The sequence below is a fragment of the Rhizobium giardinii bv. giardinii H152 genome, assembly GCF_000379605.1.
In the GTDB taxonomy this organism is placed as follows: Bacteria; Pseudomonadota; Alphaproteobacteria; order Rhizobiales; family Rhizobiaceae; genus Pararhizobium; species Pararhizobium giardinii.
This window is the reverse complement of record NZ_KB902613.1, coordinates 85030-100135: the sequence shown is the minus strand read 5'-3', so window position 1 is coordinate 100135 and position 15106 is coordinate 85030. Positions and strand designations below refer to the sequence as shown.

Sequence of the window (15106 nt, the reverse complement as noted above, 5' to 3'; positions counted from 1 at the left end):
TGAGATGTGGCAGAACATCAAACATCGCCAGTATCTGCAGCCTGTGCGCGCAAGCGGCGGGGTTGCTGAAACCTCGACGTTTGACTGGCGTCAGCTTCGATCTGAGAAAGTTCCCGGCCTGCGAATGGCATTTACTCCAGCCTCGCAGGGTCACTTGGCTGCCGTCGAACAGGTCCCGACGGCAGCCGCTTTTTCTTCGGTTTGCAATCGTGCGATCGCCTGGATGACACTCGCGGGAGACCGCCGTCCCCGGTTTGCGCTTCGGATTTGGGAAACGAGCATTTCGCATAGATTTTTCTTTTGCCCAGCCTCCCAGGGCAAAGTGGCTGTCGTCGGACCCGTTCCGGCGGCAGCCACGTCGCTTGGTTCTGAGAAGAAACGCGGTCTCGCGGTCGAAATTGTTCCGGGAGGCCGTCCGCGATGACCTGCATGAATTCCACGCCATCCCGATTTCGCCTTTCGGCAATTTCGCTGGACCCGCCGTTGGGCGGCCGGACGGATGCAGCACAGGACCACGAGCAGGCTGTCGCCATTTTCGACCTTTTGGACAACAATCGTTTTACGCCGGTCGAACATGGCGGCGGTCCCTACCGGCTGCACCTTGAATTGGTGGACAGGCGACTGGTGCTGACCGCCACCACAGAGACTGGCGCGCCTGTTTTGTGCCACCATCTCTCGCTGACGGCATTTCGCCGGCTGCTGAAGGACTACCGGCTCGTGTGCGAGAGCTTTGCCAACGGCACAGCGCGGCTGCCGCCGGATCGGTTGGAAGCCATCGACATGGGGCGCCGCGCCATCCACAACGAAGCGTCCGCCCTGCTCATAGACCGCCTCAAATCCAAGGTGGAGATCGATCAGGACACAGCCCGTCGGTTGTTCACGCTGATCCATTTGCTGGTCTCACAGACGCTGCCCGCAGGGGTCGATTGAAATGCAGGAACTGAACAGTCAAGCAATCGCAATTCTCTTCCTTCCGGCGGCCGAGACGGAACACTGTCCGAACGGTTGGTGACGGGGACCGCAATCGAGAGCCGGCAAGCCCATTCCCGAGCTTGGACGGCTTACGGAGACCGACTCCGGAGCGGCCCAATATTCGAGGAGAAGATTAAATGCGACAATGGCTGGACAAGCTCACCGATCTCGCCGCCATACCCGGCGATGAACGGATCATAAAACACGGACTGGCGACTTTCACCGAGGAGTTTGGCTTTGTGGGCTATGCCTATGTCAACATCCTCTCAAGTCACGCCCACGTTGTTTCAAACTATGGACCGGCGTGGCAATCCCATTATGCCGAACAGCATTACTTCGAGATCGATCCTGTCGTGCGACGGGCCAGGGCGCTGAAAGGCGCCTTTACCTGGAGCGGTGAAGCGGAGAGGTCACAGCTATCGAAGGAGGAGCGTTCGTTCTATGCGCATGCGGCCGATTTCGGCATCCGCTCGGGGGTGACCATCCCCATCAGAGCCGCACATGGCACGCTTGCGATGTTCACGCTTGCCTCGGGAAAGCCGGAGAGCGAATTGAAACACGGGTTGGACCCGTTGGCCGCGGCCGCGGCGGTCGGGCAATTGCATGCCCGCATCAGCTTTACCGATCTGGCGCCGACCCTTCCGCAGCCTGAATTCTTCGATTCCACGGCAGCCAACTATCTTTACTGGCTCTCCGAAGGCAAGACGAAGCAGGACGTGGCAGATCTCGAGAACGTCACATACAACAGCGTGCGGGTAAAGCTTCGAACGGCGAGCAAGCATCTCGAAGCCAAGAATACAATGCACCTGGTCTCGACCGCCATTCGCAAGGGGCTGATCTGAGACTCAGTTCGCCGGCACCTTCGGGATATAGCCGAGGATGTTGATCAGCGTGTTCGTCGCATACATTTGGGCGTGCATCTCCATGCAGGCCCTGATGTAGTCGAGATGCTGCGCGCTGCCGACCATCTCTGGAATCTTGTCTTTCTCGGGCAATGCCTGGAAGAGTTGATCGGCTTTGTCGACCAGGATCCGGTGGGTTTGAATCGCTTCTACAGTAAGTAGTTCCAACTGGGGCTTGGGAAGCCCCTTCGTGAGCCCGAACAGGGCGCGAATTTCGGGTTTCGATTGCAACGCGGCTGTTTCCGATCCCATTTCATTCTCCCGGCTTGTCTGCGGTGCGCCCCCGCAAACGTTAATCCCTGATCCCAAGCCGGGGGTTGGAAACTGTCGTAGACAGTCCTGCGACCTTTAGCACCGGAGTACCTGGACATACGTCACAGGCCCCCGGCCAAATGGTCAGAGGATCTGGCGCCGTATCGGCCGGCGCCAACCGCTACGAGAGGTTTCCACACCCCGGGACAGCGCGTACTGCCCTACCCGCCCTTATAGAGGGCGGTATCTGTTTTCGCCAGTGCAAACAGGCGGATAATTGCCGTCGGCACGGTGCAAATTTGGCTCTCTCGCACGCTCATTTCGCACCGAGGCCGGAAAGATCGATCCGGATGCCGGCCTTGTCGGGGTCACCGTCAAGATCGGGATTTTCGGCCGGTTCGCTCTGTTCGTCTGCACCTGGCGCTTCCGATTTCTCGGCGTCATCGTTGCCGGGCACGTCCCTGTTCGGCTCGGCCACCTCGGTCTCACGAGGATCAGGCGTCCGGAACACCGCCTCCCCCTCGAAATATCCCGATTGCCAGGCAATCAGCGCATCTTCCAACACCTGGCGCTCGGCCTCTTCGCCGGTCGGATTGCCATACCATTTCAGGATGACCCGGTAGATTTTCGCGAACAGGGCCGTGCCCATGCGGAGGTTGGCGCAGGCATCGACGAGATCCGGCTTCAGTGCGCCTGCTTCGAGAACGCCGAGCCCGGCCGGATATTGGGTGATCCCGACCCGCACGACATTGCGGCCGATATTCTGGCGGATCAGTGCCATCGCCTCTTCCGGCGTTGAGGGCTTCGGAATGAGGACGACGCGTTTTCCCGAGCGCACCGTGACCGTCAACGGGTCATCCGTGCCGGCCTCGGCAATGAACTTTTCGACGATCGCCGGCTTCAGCCCGTGATCGGCGCATTCCTTGATCAGTGCCGCATCGACCATGCGTTTTCTCCATTTCTCTCAGGTATTGAATGCGGTGACGAGCGGCAGGCCGAACAGTTTTGCCCAGGCGATCGTGCTCGCCTGCTGGATGGCGACGATCGAGGTGCCCGTCGTCCACCAGCCATTGCCGGTGGCGACAATGATGTCGGGGGAACCCAGCATCGACTCCAGTGCCGGCCAGACGAGGAACTGCTCGTAGCAGATCAGCGGCGCGATCCTGATGCCGCCGAGCTCGACGACCGGGTTGGCGAACAGGTGCCCCCTGGCGCCGCCGCCCTCGCCCGTCCAGGCTTTCCAGGGTTGCCACATCGATACCGGGACCGGCATGCGTTCGCGGTAGAGGATGTGCGACCGCTCAGTCGAGACCGCCACCAGCACGTTGTCGTAGCCGACCGCGTCGATGACGGTGGCGCCGGCGATCACCGTGATTTCGGACCCACGCAGTCCATCCTGCCAGAGGCGCGCCACGGTCGGCGTCCAGAAACCGAGCGCGCTTTCGGGAAGGACAACGAAGCGGACATTGGGACCTGCGGCGGATAGCACCGTTGCGATCAGGCCACGGTGATGCTCGAGCGACCCGTCGCGGCCGAGGTTTTGGCCGAGTTCGAGGTCGAAGCCTTTCCAGCCTTCCGGTAGAACAGGCTGCGTCCACGTTGCGGCGGACCAGAACCATAAGCCGAGCAAGGCAACGGCGGCGGCCGGCCAATATCGCGATGTCATCATCACGAGGCCGGCGGCAGTCGCCGCGACGCCCCACCATCCCCATCCCGGAAACAGTACGCCCGCCGCCGTTATTGGCTGCGCCCAGCCGGTGATGCCGAAGGGCGGCAGCCCCATCAACACGGTCGCCACGAGATACCGCACCGCGCGCTTTCGGTCCGGATGGGCCCTGCCCTCACGCCCCTCTTCCGGCCGCCCCCTCCCCGACTGCTTTGTCCAGGCCGCCGCATGCACAAGGACAAAGGAGGCCGAGGCCGCTGCCCAGAGCAAAAGCCCGGGCCAGAGATCGGCGGCATAGAAGTTCGCAACACCTTGCGGCAGACCGCGCGAGGCGGCTAGGAAATAGCCGGCCGAGACCAGGCTTGCGACGCTGCGCGACGGCGACAGCGCCCAGAGTGCGGAAAAGATCATCGCGACCGGAAGGGCAAGCACGAAGCCGCTCCAGCCAACCGCGCCAACGACGATCGCCAGCGCAATGAGGAGTGCGGCGCGTGCGCGGTTACGGGTCAACGGTGAGGACCGGCCGGGCAAACCCGAGCAATCCGGTTTCGGGGATCGGACCAAAATATCGGGAATCATAGGAGCTCGCAAAAGGGGAGTGCAGATAGAGCGTGCCCGGCGGCACGATGCCGCCGGCGAAGGGTGTGAGTGGTCGCCCGGCACCGTCGCTCTGGCGCAGACGCGAGGACGGCAGGCGCTTGCCGTCGATGCGCACCACGTCGCCGATCTCGACATGCTGTCCGGGCAGCGCCGCCACAGCCTTGATCAGGGGTGCGACGCCGCCCGGGCAAAGGCCGCGGGCGAGATAAAGGCGGCCACGCGCCTCCTCGAACAGCGGCGTCAGCGGCGGGCAGACGAAGACCAGATCGCCAACCGCAATGGCCTCAGTCGGCGTCTCGATCCGCCAAAGGCCGAGCGGTTCGCTCGGTGTCAGGTTCAGTCGAAAACCGCCGAGCAAGGCCGCGGCCGAGAGGAGTCCCACAACCATCGCCGATGCGCCGAGAACCATGATTGCCCGCCGCCGTTTCATTGTTTCAGGGTCGGAGTCTGGCGTTGGGTGAGGCGCAGGTCCTCGACCTGTTTGAGCGTGGCGGTGGTGCGCTCATGGGCGGCCAGTTGCTGGGCTGTGCGCATCACCGGCCAGGCCTCCTTGAGGCTTTCTTTCTCCTGTGGCTTGAGATCGGCAGAGAGCTTGTCGAAGAGCTTTCCTTCGGGCTCGCGCGCCGCGTTCGAAAGCAGCACGCGTTCGCCGAACCGTTCGGTCACAGCCTTGTTGAAGCCATCAATTTCGAGCTTGGTCTCTCGGTTGCTGAGCGCAAACCCAAGTGCGGCGGGAAGATCGTTGCGGTCGATCGCATCGCGAACCCGCTCGAGCACGACACGCGCCGCCGGCGACAGCGCCGGAATGTCGATCGACACGCGCTGCCGAAGGCTCTTTTCCTCCGCCTCCAGCCGTTCCCGGGCCGTCTCGCGCATCTTGAGATATTGCTCAATGTCGCGTTTCAGCGCGGGTACGTTGAGCTCGGCGACACGACGCGCCTCGCGGTCCGCCTTGCCGGCAAGCAGGCCGGTCTTGCCCTTCAACGCTCCGATCGATGCCGGCTCGCTTGCAAGCTGCTGCAACGCCTGTGTCGCCGCTTGCCCGTCGGCAAGAACCGCATCGAAGTTCATCGCCCGGAAGGCGGTTTCGGGATCGGCGAAAACGTAGCGGAAGCGGGTGGAGACTTCCTCCCACTGGGCCTTCAGCGCCGGATCCTCGCTGAGCTTGCGGTCGACGCTATCGCCAATGGAGAATAGGAACTGCTTGACGCCGGCGACCATCGGCTGGGCCTCCTTCTTCTGTTGCAGGATGGGTGATTGGAAAAGCCCGAGCCGCTCGCCCGCGACCCGCAGGCGAGAAACCAGATCGGTCAGCTTCTGTTTTTGACGCAGCGTCCAGTCGAGCCGGTCGCGCACAAGCGTGCGGGCGACCTGGACGAGGTGCAGACCGCGGTTCTCGGCAAATGACAGCGCCTGCCGGTAGAGCGTGGCACGCTCGTAATCGAGCGTCGTCTCCTTGGCGTTGCGGCGCGACAGCACCTTTTCGAGCCCACCATTGAAAGCGAAGGAGCGCGTACCGTAATAGACCTGCAGATCCTCGCGGTGGCGCGTCATCGCCACATAGGCGAGATGACGATCCAGGGAGAGTGAAGCGAGCACCTTCACCCGGTCGACGGTGGCGCCTTGGGCTTTGTGGATGGTCGTCGCATAGCCGTGATCGAGATTGTTATAGAACCGCTGTTCGATCGTGATCTGTCGGCGTTGGTCGCCCTCGCCGACCACGGCGACGATACGGTTTGGCGAGGCCTCGATGACATGGCCGATCATGCCGTTCTTGACGCCAAGCGATCCCTCGTTCTTCAGAAAGACGATCTGGTCGCCGGCATCGAATGGGCGCATGCCGTCGGCGGTGCGGAATGCGTGCCCCTCACTGAGAACGCCGCGCTCGACCAGTTTCGCCCGTGCCAGATCGTTCAGCAGGCGCACGTCGCGGCGTAAGTGCGCCAGCATCAGCGTGGTCTTCTTCGCATCGTAGTCACGGTTCCAGTCGGCGATCAGCGTGTCGATGGCCTCGGCCTTCAGCGTCGAGCCATGCAGGCTGTCATGGCTTCGATAGGCGGCAAGCGCCGAGCCGATGTTGCCCCGCGCCAGATCGAGCGAGGCAGCCCGCATCCAGTCCTCACGCTGGCGGTAGATCGTTTCGAGTTCGGCGTAGCCGATGCGGTCGGCAATCGCCCGGAAGGCGGCACCCGCCTCGATCGGCTGGAGCTGATCGGGATCGCCGACCAGGACGAGCTTTGCCCCCGCCCTGACGACCGCCTCGACGAAGCCGGCCATCTGTTTCGAGGCGACCATGCCGGCCTCGTCGATGACGAAGATAGTCTTGGCGTCGAGACTGTCGCGGCCCCGGTTCCAGCGCAGCTCCCAGGAGGCGAGCGTGTGGCTCTGGATGCCGGCTTCCTTCTCGAGGCCCTCGGCCGCCTTGCCGGCGAGCGCGCCACCGACGACGCGATAGCCGGCCAGTTCCCAGGCCTCCCGGGCCGCCTTCATCATCGTCGTCTTGCCGGCGCCGGCGCGCCCGACGATCGCGGCGATCCGCGCCGGGCCTGCGACATGCTCGATTGCGGTTTTCTGCTCATCCGAGAGGCGCGCATGGCGGGCGAATGTCGTCTCCAATACTTGCTCTCGAATACCGTGCGAAGATTGCCGCGAGAGCCAGATCGCACGATTGGCCATCTCGGCCTCGAGCCGGATCAGCGCCCGCGTCGTGTACCGCGCCGGCACCCGTTCGCCGGTGGCAAAATCGATCGTGTCGCGCTGCAGACGCAACGCCTCGGCGTGCTGGAGAACGCGTACCATCAACTGCTGGAAGAGCGCGGGATCGTCGACATAGCGATGCAGCACCTTGGCGACATCCTGGTTGTCGAAGACGCTTTTCTCCCGCGTGATCAGGTCGAGCACGATCGCCGGGTTTCGAAGAATTCGACGGGTGTTCTCGGTGCGGCGTTTCTCGTTGAGTTCGAGCCGTTCGAGCTCCGGCCGGACGCCTTGGCTTGCCGCCTTGCGCTCGATCGCCTTGGCACCGACGCCGAGATGGATGGTCGGTTCCAGCTCGATGCCCTGCTTCTCGTAGGAGCGGCCATCGACGGTGAGCGAAATCCCGTTCAGCGCCAGATGATGATTCTGACGCTCGAACCAGCCGTCGCGCAGGGCATTGAAATCATCCGTCGAACCGGCCCAGAGCTCGTAAACGATCTTGCCCGCTTTGGTCTTCAGCGGCTGGCCGTCCTCGCCGATGACAGCGACCTTCTTGGCGCCGAAGCCGTTCTCGGTCAGCGGCCGCAAGGTGGTCATCAGGTGGATGTGCTGGTTGCCGGGATTGTCGTGATAAACCCAGTCGGCGACCATGCCCTTGGCGACGATGTGTTTGTCGACGAAGTCGCGCACCAGAGCGATGTTCTGCTCGGGCGTCAGCTCCAGCGGCAGGGCGATGGTCAGGTCCCTGGCAAGCTGGGCGTCGGCGCGCTTCTCGAAGGCCTCGACCCGGTTCCAGAAGGCTTCCGATGCACCGGCAACCGCGCGATCGGCGATGAGTGCGCGCACCCATTTCGGGGCGTCGGCCGGAAGCACGAACTCCTCGTGCAGCAGCCCTTCCTTCCTTGTGTAGTCGATGGTGCGGGCCTCGCGCTCGTAGTCCATCCTGGCGCAGTGGCGATAGGCCGCCGACAGCACGGCGCTGCGGCCGGAGCCGCGGCTGACGATGCTGGCTGAGAAATGGGCGATGGCCACGGCGACAAAAACTCCCGGGTTGAACCTCGCTCGGCCCAAGAGCGGGCCCCGCCAGGATCGCAAACAGCCACGTCGCTACAGCGACGTATAATTGCGCCCTTGGATCCGCTCTCGTCGAGCGGCGGGATGATGCTCGAAAGTGTCGGCTTTGCCGACGTGCAGATTTGCACCTATGCCTGACGGCGCATTCGGGAGAGTCTGGCGCTGCTGAAGCAACGCCAACTCCAAGAGGAGCGACACCCGGAAATGAAGAAGCCGTCATCGAAGATCAGGGAAGAAATCGCACGCCTGCAGGACCAACTGAAAGCAGCGGAGACACGCGAGGCCGAGCGGATAGGACGCATCGCACTGAAGGCCGGCCTCGGCGAGATCGAGATCGAGGAAGCAGACCTCCAGGCGGCGTTCGAGGAGGTCACTAAACGCTTTCGCGGAGGCAAGGGACAGGCGACCGGAAGGAAGGATGCCGGCGACGGAAAATCGGGCACCACATCGCCCGCAGCGCTTGCGTCTGGCGCGGATGCGGGCGGCGCTGGCGAGGCTTGAGCGCATGGCCCGGACGATGTCGAACGATGCCCGGAAGAAGGACACCCGCGAGAAGATCGAGCTCGGCGGCCTAATCGTCAAGGCTGGGTTGCGTTATGAGAAACGGGCGCTGCTGCTCGGTCTGCTGATCGATGCCGGCCGACGCATCAGGAGCGACGAGAAGGAGCGCGCGCGCCTCGCCGCAATCGGAGCGGAGGCCTTCGGTCATGACGGCGACTAGGTTTCTCCTTGCCGTTATTCCGGTGACGACGATGGTCGCCGCTGCGATCGTCATGCCGGGCATCGAACATTGGCTGGCGGCATTCGGAACGACGCCCCAGGCAAAACTGATGCTGGGACGGATCGGGCTTGCGCTTCCCTATGTCACGGCGGCGGCGATCGGCGTGATCGTCCTATTCGCCGCCAACGGTTCGGTGAACATCAAAAGCGCCGGCTGGGGCGCGCTCGTCGGCAGTGTGGCGGTGATCGTCCTCGCGAGCTCGCGCGAAGCGATCCGTCTCGCCGGACTGGCTGGCAGCGTACCGGCAGGCCAATCGCTGCTCGCCTATGTCGATCCGGCAACAATGGTCGGCGCGGCCGCCGCCTTGCTTGCCGGCATCTTCGCGCTCAGGGTCGGGCTCAGAGGAAATGCCGCATTCGCGACAGCGGTGCCGCGGCGGATTCATGGTCAGCGGGCGATCCATGGCGAGGCCGACTGGATGAAGATGGGCGACGCCTCCAATCTGTTTCCGGAGAGCGGCGGGATCGTCGTCGGCGAGCGCTACCGGGTCGATCGGGACAGCGTTGCGGCGATGCCATTCCGGGCCGATGATCCGCAAAGCTGGGGTGCCGGCGGCAAGTCACCCCTCCTCTGCTTCGACGGCTCGTTCGGCTCGTCGCACGGCATCGTCTTTGCCGGCTCCGGCGGTTTCAAGACGACGTCGGTGACGGTTCCGACCTCGCTCAAATGGGGCGGCAGTCTCGTTGTGCTCGACCCTTCGAGCGAGGTGGCGCCGATGGTCGTCGAGCATCGCCGCAAGGCTGGCCGCAAGGTAATCGTCCTTAATCCCGAGACACCTTGCGTCGGCTTCAATGCGCTCGACTGGATCGGCCGCTTCGGCGGGACCAAGGAAGAAGACATCGTCGCGGTTGCCACCTGGATCATGACCGACAATGCCCGCACGGCCTCGGCACGCGACGACTTTTTCCGCGCGTCGGCCATGCAGCTTCTGACGGCGCTGATCTCGGACGTCTGCCTGTCGGGACATACGGAGGAAAAAGACCAGACGCTGCGCCGTGTGCGCGCCAATCTGTCCGAGCCCGAGCCGAAGCTGCGCGAGCGGCTGACACGCATCTACGAACAGTCGGACTCCGATTTCGTCAAGGAGAACGTCGCGGTCTTCGTCAACATGACGCCGGAGACATTTTCCGGCGTCTATGCCAATGCGGTGAAGGAAACGCATTGGCTGTCCTACCCGAACTATGCGGCGCTCGTGTCGGGCGACAGTTTTTCGACCGGCGATCTCGCCGACGGCGAAACGGACGTGTTCATCGCGCTCGATCTCAAGGTGCTGGAAGCCCATCCCGGGCTGGCGCGTGTGGTGATCGGCTCCTTCCTCAATGCGATCTACAACCGCAATGGCGACGTGAAGGGGCGCACGCTGTTCCTACTCGACGAAGTCGCCCGCCTCGGCTACCTGCGCATCCTCGAAACGGCGCGTGACGCCGGCCGCAAATACGGCATCACGCTCACCATGATCTTTCAGTCGATCGGACAGATGCGCGAGGCCTATGGCGGCCGTGACGCGACAAGCAAATGGTTCGAATCCGCGTCGTGGATCTCGTTTTCGGCGATCAACGATCCCGACACGGCCGACTACATTTCGAAGCGCTGCGGCGACACGACAGTCGAGGTCGATCAGACGAACCGCTCGACGGGCATGAAGGGATCGTCGCGATCGCGATCGAAGCAGCTCAGCCGCCGCCCGTTGATCCTGCCGCACGAGGTGCTGCGCATGCGCGCCGACGAGCAGATCGTGTTCACGGCCGGCAATCCGCCGCTCCGGTGCGGACGCGCGATCTGGTTCCGGCGCGAGAACATGAAGGCCTGCGTGAAGCCGAACGCGTTCTTCCGCGACAGCGTGGAGAAGCAGTGAAGCCGGGTGTCAGGTCGCGTCCACGGGCGCCTCATTGAGCAGCCCGTCATAGACTTCCATGAGCGCATTGGTGATCGCCTGCCCGAGCGCGTTGCCGGCAACCCGGACATCCTCCTCCGTGCCGTCACGCGCCGCCCTGGCGAGTTCGAAACCCTCTTCGCCGACGATCTGCTTGGCGACTTCGATCGCCCAGAGGCCGAAGTCGCCACGGCTTCCGATTTGTATGCTGTCGTCCATGCTGAACCCTCAATCATCCTGTCCGCGCCGAAAACCAGCGCGGCTGCTGAAGGGGCGTATTCATCATCGTTGTGAATCGATCAAGGCCTATCGATTCACAAGTGTCGTTGGACGCAACCGCCAGGATCGGCGATTCTCACAGCATGATCTCACAGCCCTATCAGTTTTACGTGGAACGGACAGATCGCTCGAGGAATATGGCGCGCTATTACGCCATGGCGATCGAGCCCAACCTGTTCGGGGACGTCTGCCTGCTGCGCAGATGGGGCAGGATCGGCGCCAAGGGACAGATGAAGGTCCATCAGTTCGAACGCGAGAAGGAGGCGGTCGAGCTGTTTCTCGATCTCCTGCGACAGAAGCGCAAGCGTGGCTATCGTCCGCGGCCCGCGGTGCCTGTCTGAAAACGGCCCGCCGTAGCGGGCCCGCATACGCCTCATCGGCGCGCCGATTCCAATCGGTTTCGAAGGACGCCTCGATCTCGACGAAGAACGGGATCTTGATGGCGAGCTTCAGGCCGAGCTTACCCTTGCGGAAGAAGTGACAGATCACCTTGCCGAGGGTGCGGAGCTGGCGGCCGGTGGCGGTGAGGAATTGAGCGAGTCGTTGCATCATTTGTCTCCTTCGATTGCGGTCATCGCGGGATGACCAACCAGACTGGAAGGAGGGGAGCACCCGACAGGGCCGGAACGGAGGTGGATGATCTGCTCAAGCCTGAATTTTGAGCCGCGAGGAGCCGCTTAAGCGGCGGGGAAAATTCTGGCGCCGGCAGATTGCGTCACGACGAAGGGACTGCAACATCCCCGATGCAGATGACAACAATGTCGAAGGAAGAGGAGCGGAAGGGTCGCTCCATTGCCGCCCGGGTTGGCGCCAGTTGGCCAGATGCCGCCTCAGAAAGGCGGCTCGGTGTCAACTTCGCCGTCCTGCTCGGCCAGCGCGATGATCAGCTCGGCCTGGGCAAGCTGGAGTTCCGCGTCGATCTGGCGGCGCTCGGCGGGATCGACAGTATTTCTCAGTTCGGCGCGAAGCTGTTCGATTTGCAGTTCGAGGGACATCGTCATCGTCGTCATCTCCTTGAGTTCGTGAAAGACGACGCCGCGAGGCGGGAGGAGAGGACGGGGTCAAGGATCGCGCAAGCGACCGCCAGCGGCGGCGAGCGGGGGAGCCGATTTCGTGCCGGTGCCCTTCAGGGCGCCCGACGCGAAATTGGGGGTACTGCTCGTGCTTGAGGCCGGCATTTCCTCCCGGCACAATGAAAGGATCTGAGTAAACATTTCAGGGTCCGTATGGCACCAGAAAAGTCGGAACGGGTTTGAAGCCCGGTTCCGGCTTTCTTGATCCAGCGGTTTAGCCACGCTCGACGTGAGGTCTTTCATAGGCCTCGCCGCAGGGGCATTGGGATAGACGCAGGCTATCCCTCGGCGCGGCCACTCTCGAGATAGGTCGTAGTTCCAACCTGGACGCGTCGCAGAACCTGCCTGAAGCCGCCCAGCGCTGCTTCGAAGGCTTCGCTTCGAATTGCGGGCCCGGCCTGTTGCGCGGAGTCCAGAACCTCCGTAAGCACGCGCCCGGTCATGCTCTCCGGCTGTTCGATCCCGAGAAGACGCAGAATGGTCGGTGCGAAATCGCAGATGCCGGACGGAACGGATGAGCTCGCACCCGCGGCCGGAAAGGCGGAGCCGGCAACGATGCCGACGGCGGCGAGCTCCTTGGGATGCAGTCCACCATGGACGCCGAGGCCCGTACGGCGGTCGTTGTCGTAAAACGTGCCGCCGATCAGGCCGAAAGGATCGATGCGGTCGTCCGCACGGAAGCAAAAGGAGACGTCCGGAGCGCGGGCATGATCGGCGAAGACCAGATGATTGCCAAGGCTGCCGGGCGCAATGCCCTCCGTCGCGTTCTTTGCGCGGGTGAAGACCGGACCGCACCAGGGTTCGCTGGTAATCGCCCCCACGAGACGGGCAACCTGTTCGTCAGTTGGATTGGTGAAATAGAGCGCGCCCACCTGACCAGGCACAACCACCACATCAACTTCCGGCCCAGGGACTGTGCCTGGCCTAAATCCAGCGTTGCGCAGACGGTCCGCTACCGAGACGCGAGTGTGGCCGGTGATGTGGCCATGATCCGATATTGCGATGATCTGCACGCCTTCGGCGCGACCTTCAGCCTCCCACCAGTCGAGAACGTGTCCAAACTGGCGATCGCAATGGGCGATGATGCTCCGCGTCGCCTCCGCTCCAGTACCATGGAAATGCGAGGTGACATCGGGCTCGCCGTAGGAGAGGATCGTCACATCGGGACGATACTTCGGCCACACCACATCGAGGAAAGCCGAGGTGATCCAGTCCTGGCCGGCTCTGTCGGGCTCGATCTTGGGTTGCTCGGGTGTCAGCGAACCTATGCGAAGCTCAGCTTCCGCCAGCACCTCATCCGGTGTGCAAGCCTCGCGAAAATGTCCCGAAAGACGAACGTGCCCAAAGTCTTCCGCCTTGTGATGGAAGAAGCGGGTCGTGCCGGGCGTGTTGGTCGCCAGAACGGCAAGCGTCTTCCCGGAGGCGGCAAGGATTTCTCCGAGCGTCGGCGCGGACATCAATCGTCCACCACTCTCAAGGTCAAGCCGGCGCAGGAGTACCGCATCGGCCGTGTCGATGTAGCGTTGCGGATCGACGGACCGGTCGACATATTTGTTGCCGACCATGCCATGCCGGTTGGTCGTTGCACCAGTAACGAGACTAGGGAAAGCCGAACGGGTTTCGCTCGGATAGACCGTGCGATGGTTGGCGAGAGTCACGCCAAGTGCCTGCAAACGGCATAGGTTCGGCGTTAGATCAGCAGATATAAGATCCGGACGGAGGCCGTCAAAGCTGACCAACACGAAACGGCGGATGGTGGTGTTCATCAATGACTTCCCTCGAGTTGAGTTAAGGCTGTCGCGCGAAACGAGACGGATCGAACAGGCTGATGTCTCTGTTCGTTGTTCCGTCGAGTGCCAGATCAGCCAGAATTTCACCGATCACCGGTACGAATTTGAAGCCATGACTCCCGAAGCCGCTGGCGACGATAACGTTGCTGCACATTGGATGAGGACCTATGATGAAGTTGTCGTCCGCGGCTTTTCCTGAGAAGCACGCTGCGACCTGAGACGCCCCCTTGCCTCGGATGGAAGGCACAAGTTCAGACATGAAACTGACCAGGGTCTCAACTTCACCAGGCAGTGCCGCCCTCTCAAGGTTTTCGGTGTCCGACGCTGCTCCGGCAGTGAAAGCCATTTTTATTGAATCCTGACCCTCGAGGATCGGAAATGCGTATGCAGTCCTTCCGTCGCTATTTTCGAGCACCCAACGAGGGTGATGCGTGACCGAAAATGCTGCAGTGTCGGTGTCCGGCTTGACCCAGACCTGGAACAACCGCTCGCACTTGACCGGGAACAAATCCGCGAAAAGACCTTCCGACCATGCGCCGCCGGCGATGATAAGCTTATCAGCTGCGATGATCTGATCGCCCACCTTTAGTTCGACGCCCTGTTGGGTGTGCGTCCAGGAACTGACGGGAGTGTTGAAATGAAGATCGGCTCCATGACGAACTGCAAGTTCGATGTGCGTAGCGACTGTCTTTTCTGGCGGCATGATTGATTGGCTACGTTCATAGAAGGTGGACGTGCCCGCAGGAGGATGCATCGTGGGCCAGCGCTTGGTGACCTCGGATGGTCCCAGTACTTCGTAGGGAATCCCGTACTTCGTCGCCGTTGCAACGGAGCGGTCCAATGTTTGCCCGTTCGCAGGGGCGACCACCAGACCGCCGATTTCACGCAGCAGGTCGGCTCCGGTGTCTCGCTCCAGCCGCATCCATAGATCATAGGCCTCCAACACGAGCGGTGCATACTGCTCCTCACGAACGTAGGCTTTACGGATAGCGCGCGTGTCACCGTGACTAGAGCCCTGATTGTGGGCTCGCCAAAACTGTTCGAAGCCGATCACCTTGCAGCCGCGTCGCGCCAGCGTGGCGGCGGCAGCACTTCCCATAGCGCCCAGGCCGAGCACCGCTACCGTCATCTGTTTCGCTGTCATTTT

16 protein-coding genes are annotated in these 15106 nt (G+C 62.5%); 7 read left to right on the top strand and 9 right to left on the bottom strand.

Annotated features, from left to right (window positions below; translation table 11 throughout):
- Positions 1–4: 4 nt before the first annotated feature.
- From A3AY_RS0110425 to traR, 3 genes are all read left to right on the top strand, one after another.
- Positions 5–424 carry a hypothetical protein gene (locus A3AY_RS0110425; protein WP_018325625.1) on the top strand — a complete coding sequence of 140 codons (420 nt, stop codon included), beginning with the start codon at positions 5–7 and terminating at the stop codon, positions 422–424.
- Positions 421–930: a UPF0262 family protein gene (locus A3AY_RS0110420; protein WP_018325624.1), complete on the top strand. Its 510-nt coding sequence runs from the start codon at positions 421–423 to the stop codon at positions 928–930. The genes A3AY_RS0110425 and A3AY_RS0110420 overlap by 4 nt, the downstream gene beginning before the upstream one ends.
- Before the next feature lie 179 nt (positions 931–1109).
- Entirely contained in the window at positions 1110–1814 is a 705-nt protein-coding gene (gene traR, locus A3AY_RS0110415) for an autoinducer-binding transcriptional regulator TraR (protein ID WP_018325623.1), read from the top strand.
- A gap of 3 nt (positions 1815–1817) precedes the next feature.
- Here the strand turns inward: traR and A3AY_RS0110410 are convergent, their stop codons facing one another.
- The 5 genes from A3AY_RS0110410 to traA form a co-directional block, all read right to left on the bottom strand.
- Positions 1818–2126, bottom strand: a complete 309-nt coding sequence (locus tag A3AY_RS0110410) for a transcriptional repressor TraM (RefSeq protein WP_018325622.1) — start codon at positions 2124–2126, stop codon at positions 1818–1820.
- Between the two features lie 316 nt (positions 2127–2442).
- Positions 2443–3072 (bottom strand): TraH family protein, encoded by a 630-nt coding sequence (locus A3AY_RS0110405; RefSeq protein ID WP_018325621.1) that lies wholly within the window; start codon positions 3070–3072, stop codon positions 2443–2445.
- 18 nt (positions 3073–3090) lie between these two features.
- Positions 3091–4302 carry a conjugal transfer protein TraB gene (locus A3AY_RS0110400; protein WP_018325620.1) on the bottom strand — a complete coding sequence of 404 codons (1212 nt, stop codon included), beginning with the start codon at positions 4300–4302 and terminating at the stop codon, positions 3091–3093.
- Complete coding sequence (gene traF, locus A3AY_RS0110395) at positions 4292–4822, bottom strand: conjugative transfer signal peptidase TraF (protein WP_018325619.1); 531 nt, start codon at positions 4820–4822, stop codon at positions 4292–4294. Before traF ends, A3AY_RS0110400 begins: the two co-directional genes overlap by 11 nt.
- On the bottom strand, positions 4819–8121 hold the full coding sequence (traA, locus tag A3AY_RS0110390) for a Ti-type conjugative transfer relaxase TraA (protein WP_018325618.1): 3303 nt from the start codon (positions 8119–8121) through the stop codon (positions 4819–4821). The genes traF and traA overlap by 4 nt, the downstream gene beginning before the upstream one ends.
- Before the next feature lie 246 nt (positions 8122–8367).
- Here traA and traC point away from each other — a divergent pair, with 246 nt between their 5' ends.
- From traC to traG, 3 genes are read left to right on the top strand one after another with little or no spacing between them, the layout of a single operon-like run.
- Complete coding sequence (gene traC / locus A3AY_RS0110380; RefSeq protein ID WP_018325617.1) at positions 8368–8664, top strand: conjugal transfer protein TraC; 297 nt, start codon at positions 8368–8370, stop codon at positions 8662–8664.
- Between the two features lie 4 nt (positions 8665–8668).
- Positions 8669–8884 (top strand): type IV conjugative transfer system coupling protein TraD, encoded by a 216-nt coding sequence (gene traD, locus A3AY_RS0110375; protein WP_018325616.1) that lies wholly within the window; start codon positions 8669–8671, stop codon positions 8882–8884.
- Positions 8871–10799, top strand: coding sequence for a Ti-type conjugative transfer system protein TraG (gene traG / locus A3AY_RS0110370; protein WP_018325615.1), 1929 nt, complete (start codon positions 8871–8873; stop codon positions 10797–10799). Before traD ends, traG begins: the two co-directional genes overlap by 14 nt.
- Positions 10800–10808: 9 nt before the next feature.
- Here the strand turns inward: traG and A3AY_RS0110365 are convergent, their stop codons facing one another.
- Positions 10809–11036 (bottom strand): hypothetical protein, encoded by a 228-nt coding sequence (locus A3AY_RS0110365; RefSeq protein WP_018325614.1) that lies wholly within the window; start codon positions 11034–11036, stop codon positions 10809–10811.
- A gap of 143 nt (positions 11037–11179) precedes the next feature.
- Here A3AY_RS0110365 and A3AY_RS0110360 point away from each other — a divergent pair, with 143 nt between their 5' ends.
- A complete protein-coding gene (locus tag A3AY_RS0110360) occupies positions 11180–11437 on the top strand; it encodes a WGR domain-containing protein (protein ID WP_026203294.1) in 258 nt (85 codons plus the stop codon).
- Positions 11438–11926: 489 nt separating this feature from the next.
- Here the strand turns inward: A3AY_RS0110360 and A3AY_RS39675 are convergent, their stop codons facing one another.
- The 3 genes from A3AY_RS39675 to solA all read right to left on the bottom strand — a co-directional run bounded on the left by A3AY_RS39675 (position 11927) and on the right by solA (position 15103).
- The gene (locus A3AY_RS39675; RefSeq protein WP_018325612.1) at positions 11927–12097 is read right to left on the bottom strand and encodes a hypothetical protein; all 171 of its coding nucleotides are present in this window, start codon (positions 12095–12097) and stop codon (positions 11927–11929) included.
- 350 nt (positions 12098–12447) lie between these two features.
- Complete coding sequence (locus A3AY_RS0110350) at positions 12448–13935, bottom strand: alkaline phosphatase family protein (protein ID WP_018325611.1); 1488 nt, start codon at positions 13933–13935, stop codon at positions 12448–12450.
- Between the two features lie 22 nt (positions 13936–13957).
- Positions 13958–15103 (bottom strand): N-methyl-L-tryptophan oxidase, encoded by a 1146-nt coding sequence (solA, locus tag A3AY_RS0110345; protein ID WP_018325610.1) that lies wholly within the window; start codon positions 15101–15103, stop codon positions 13958–13960.
- Positions 15104–15106 lie beyond the last annotated feature (3 nt).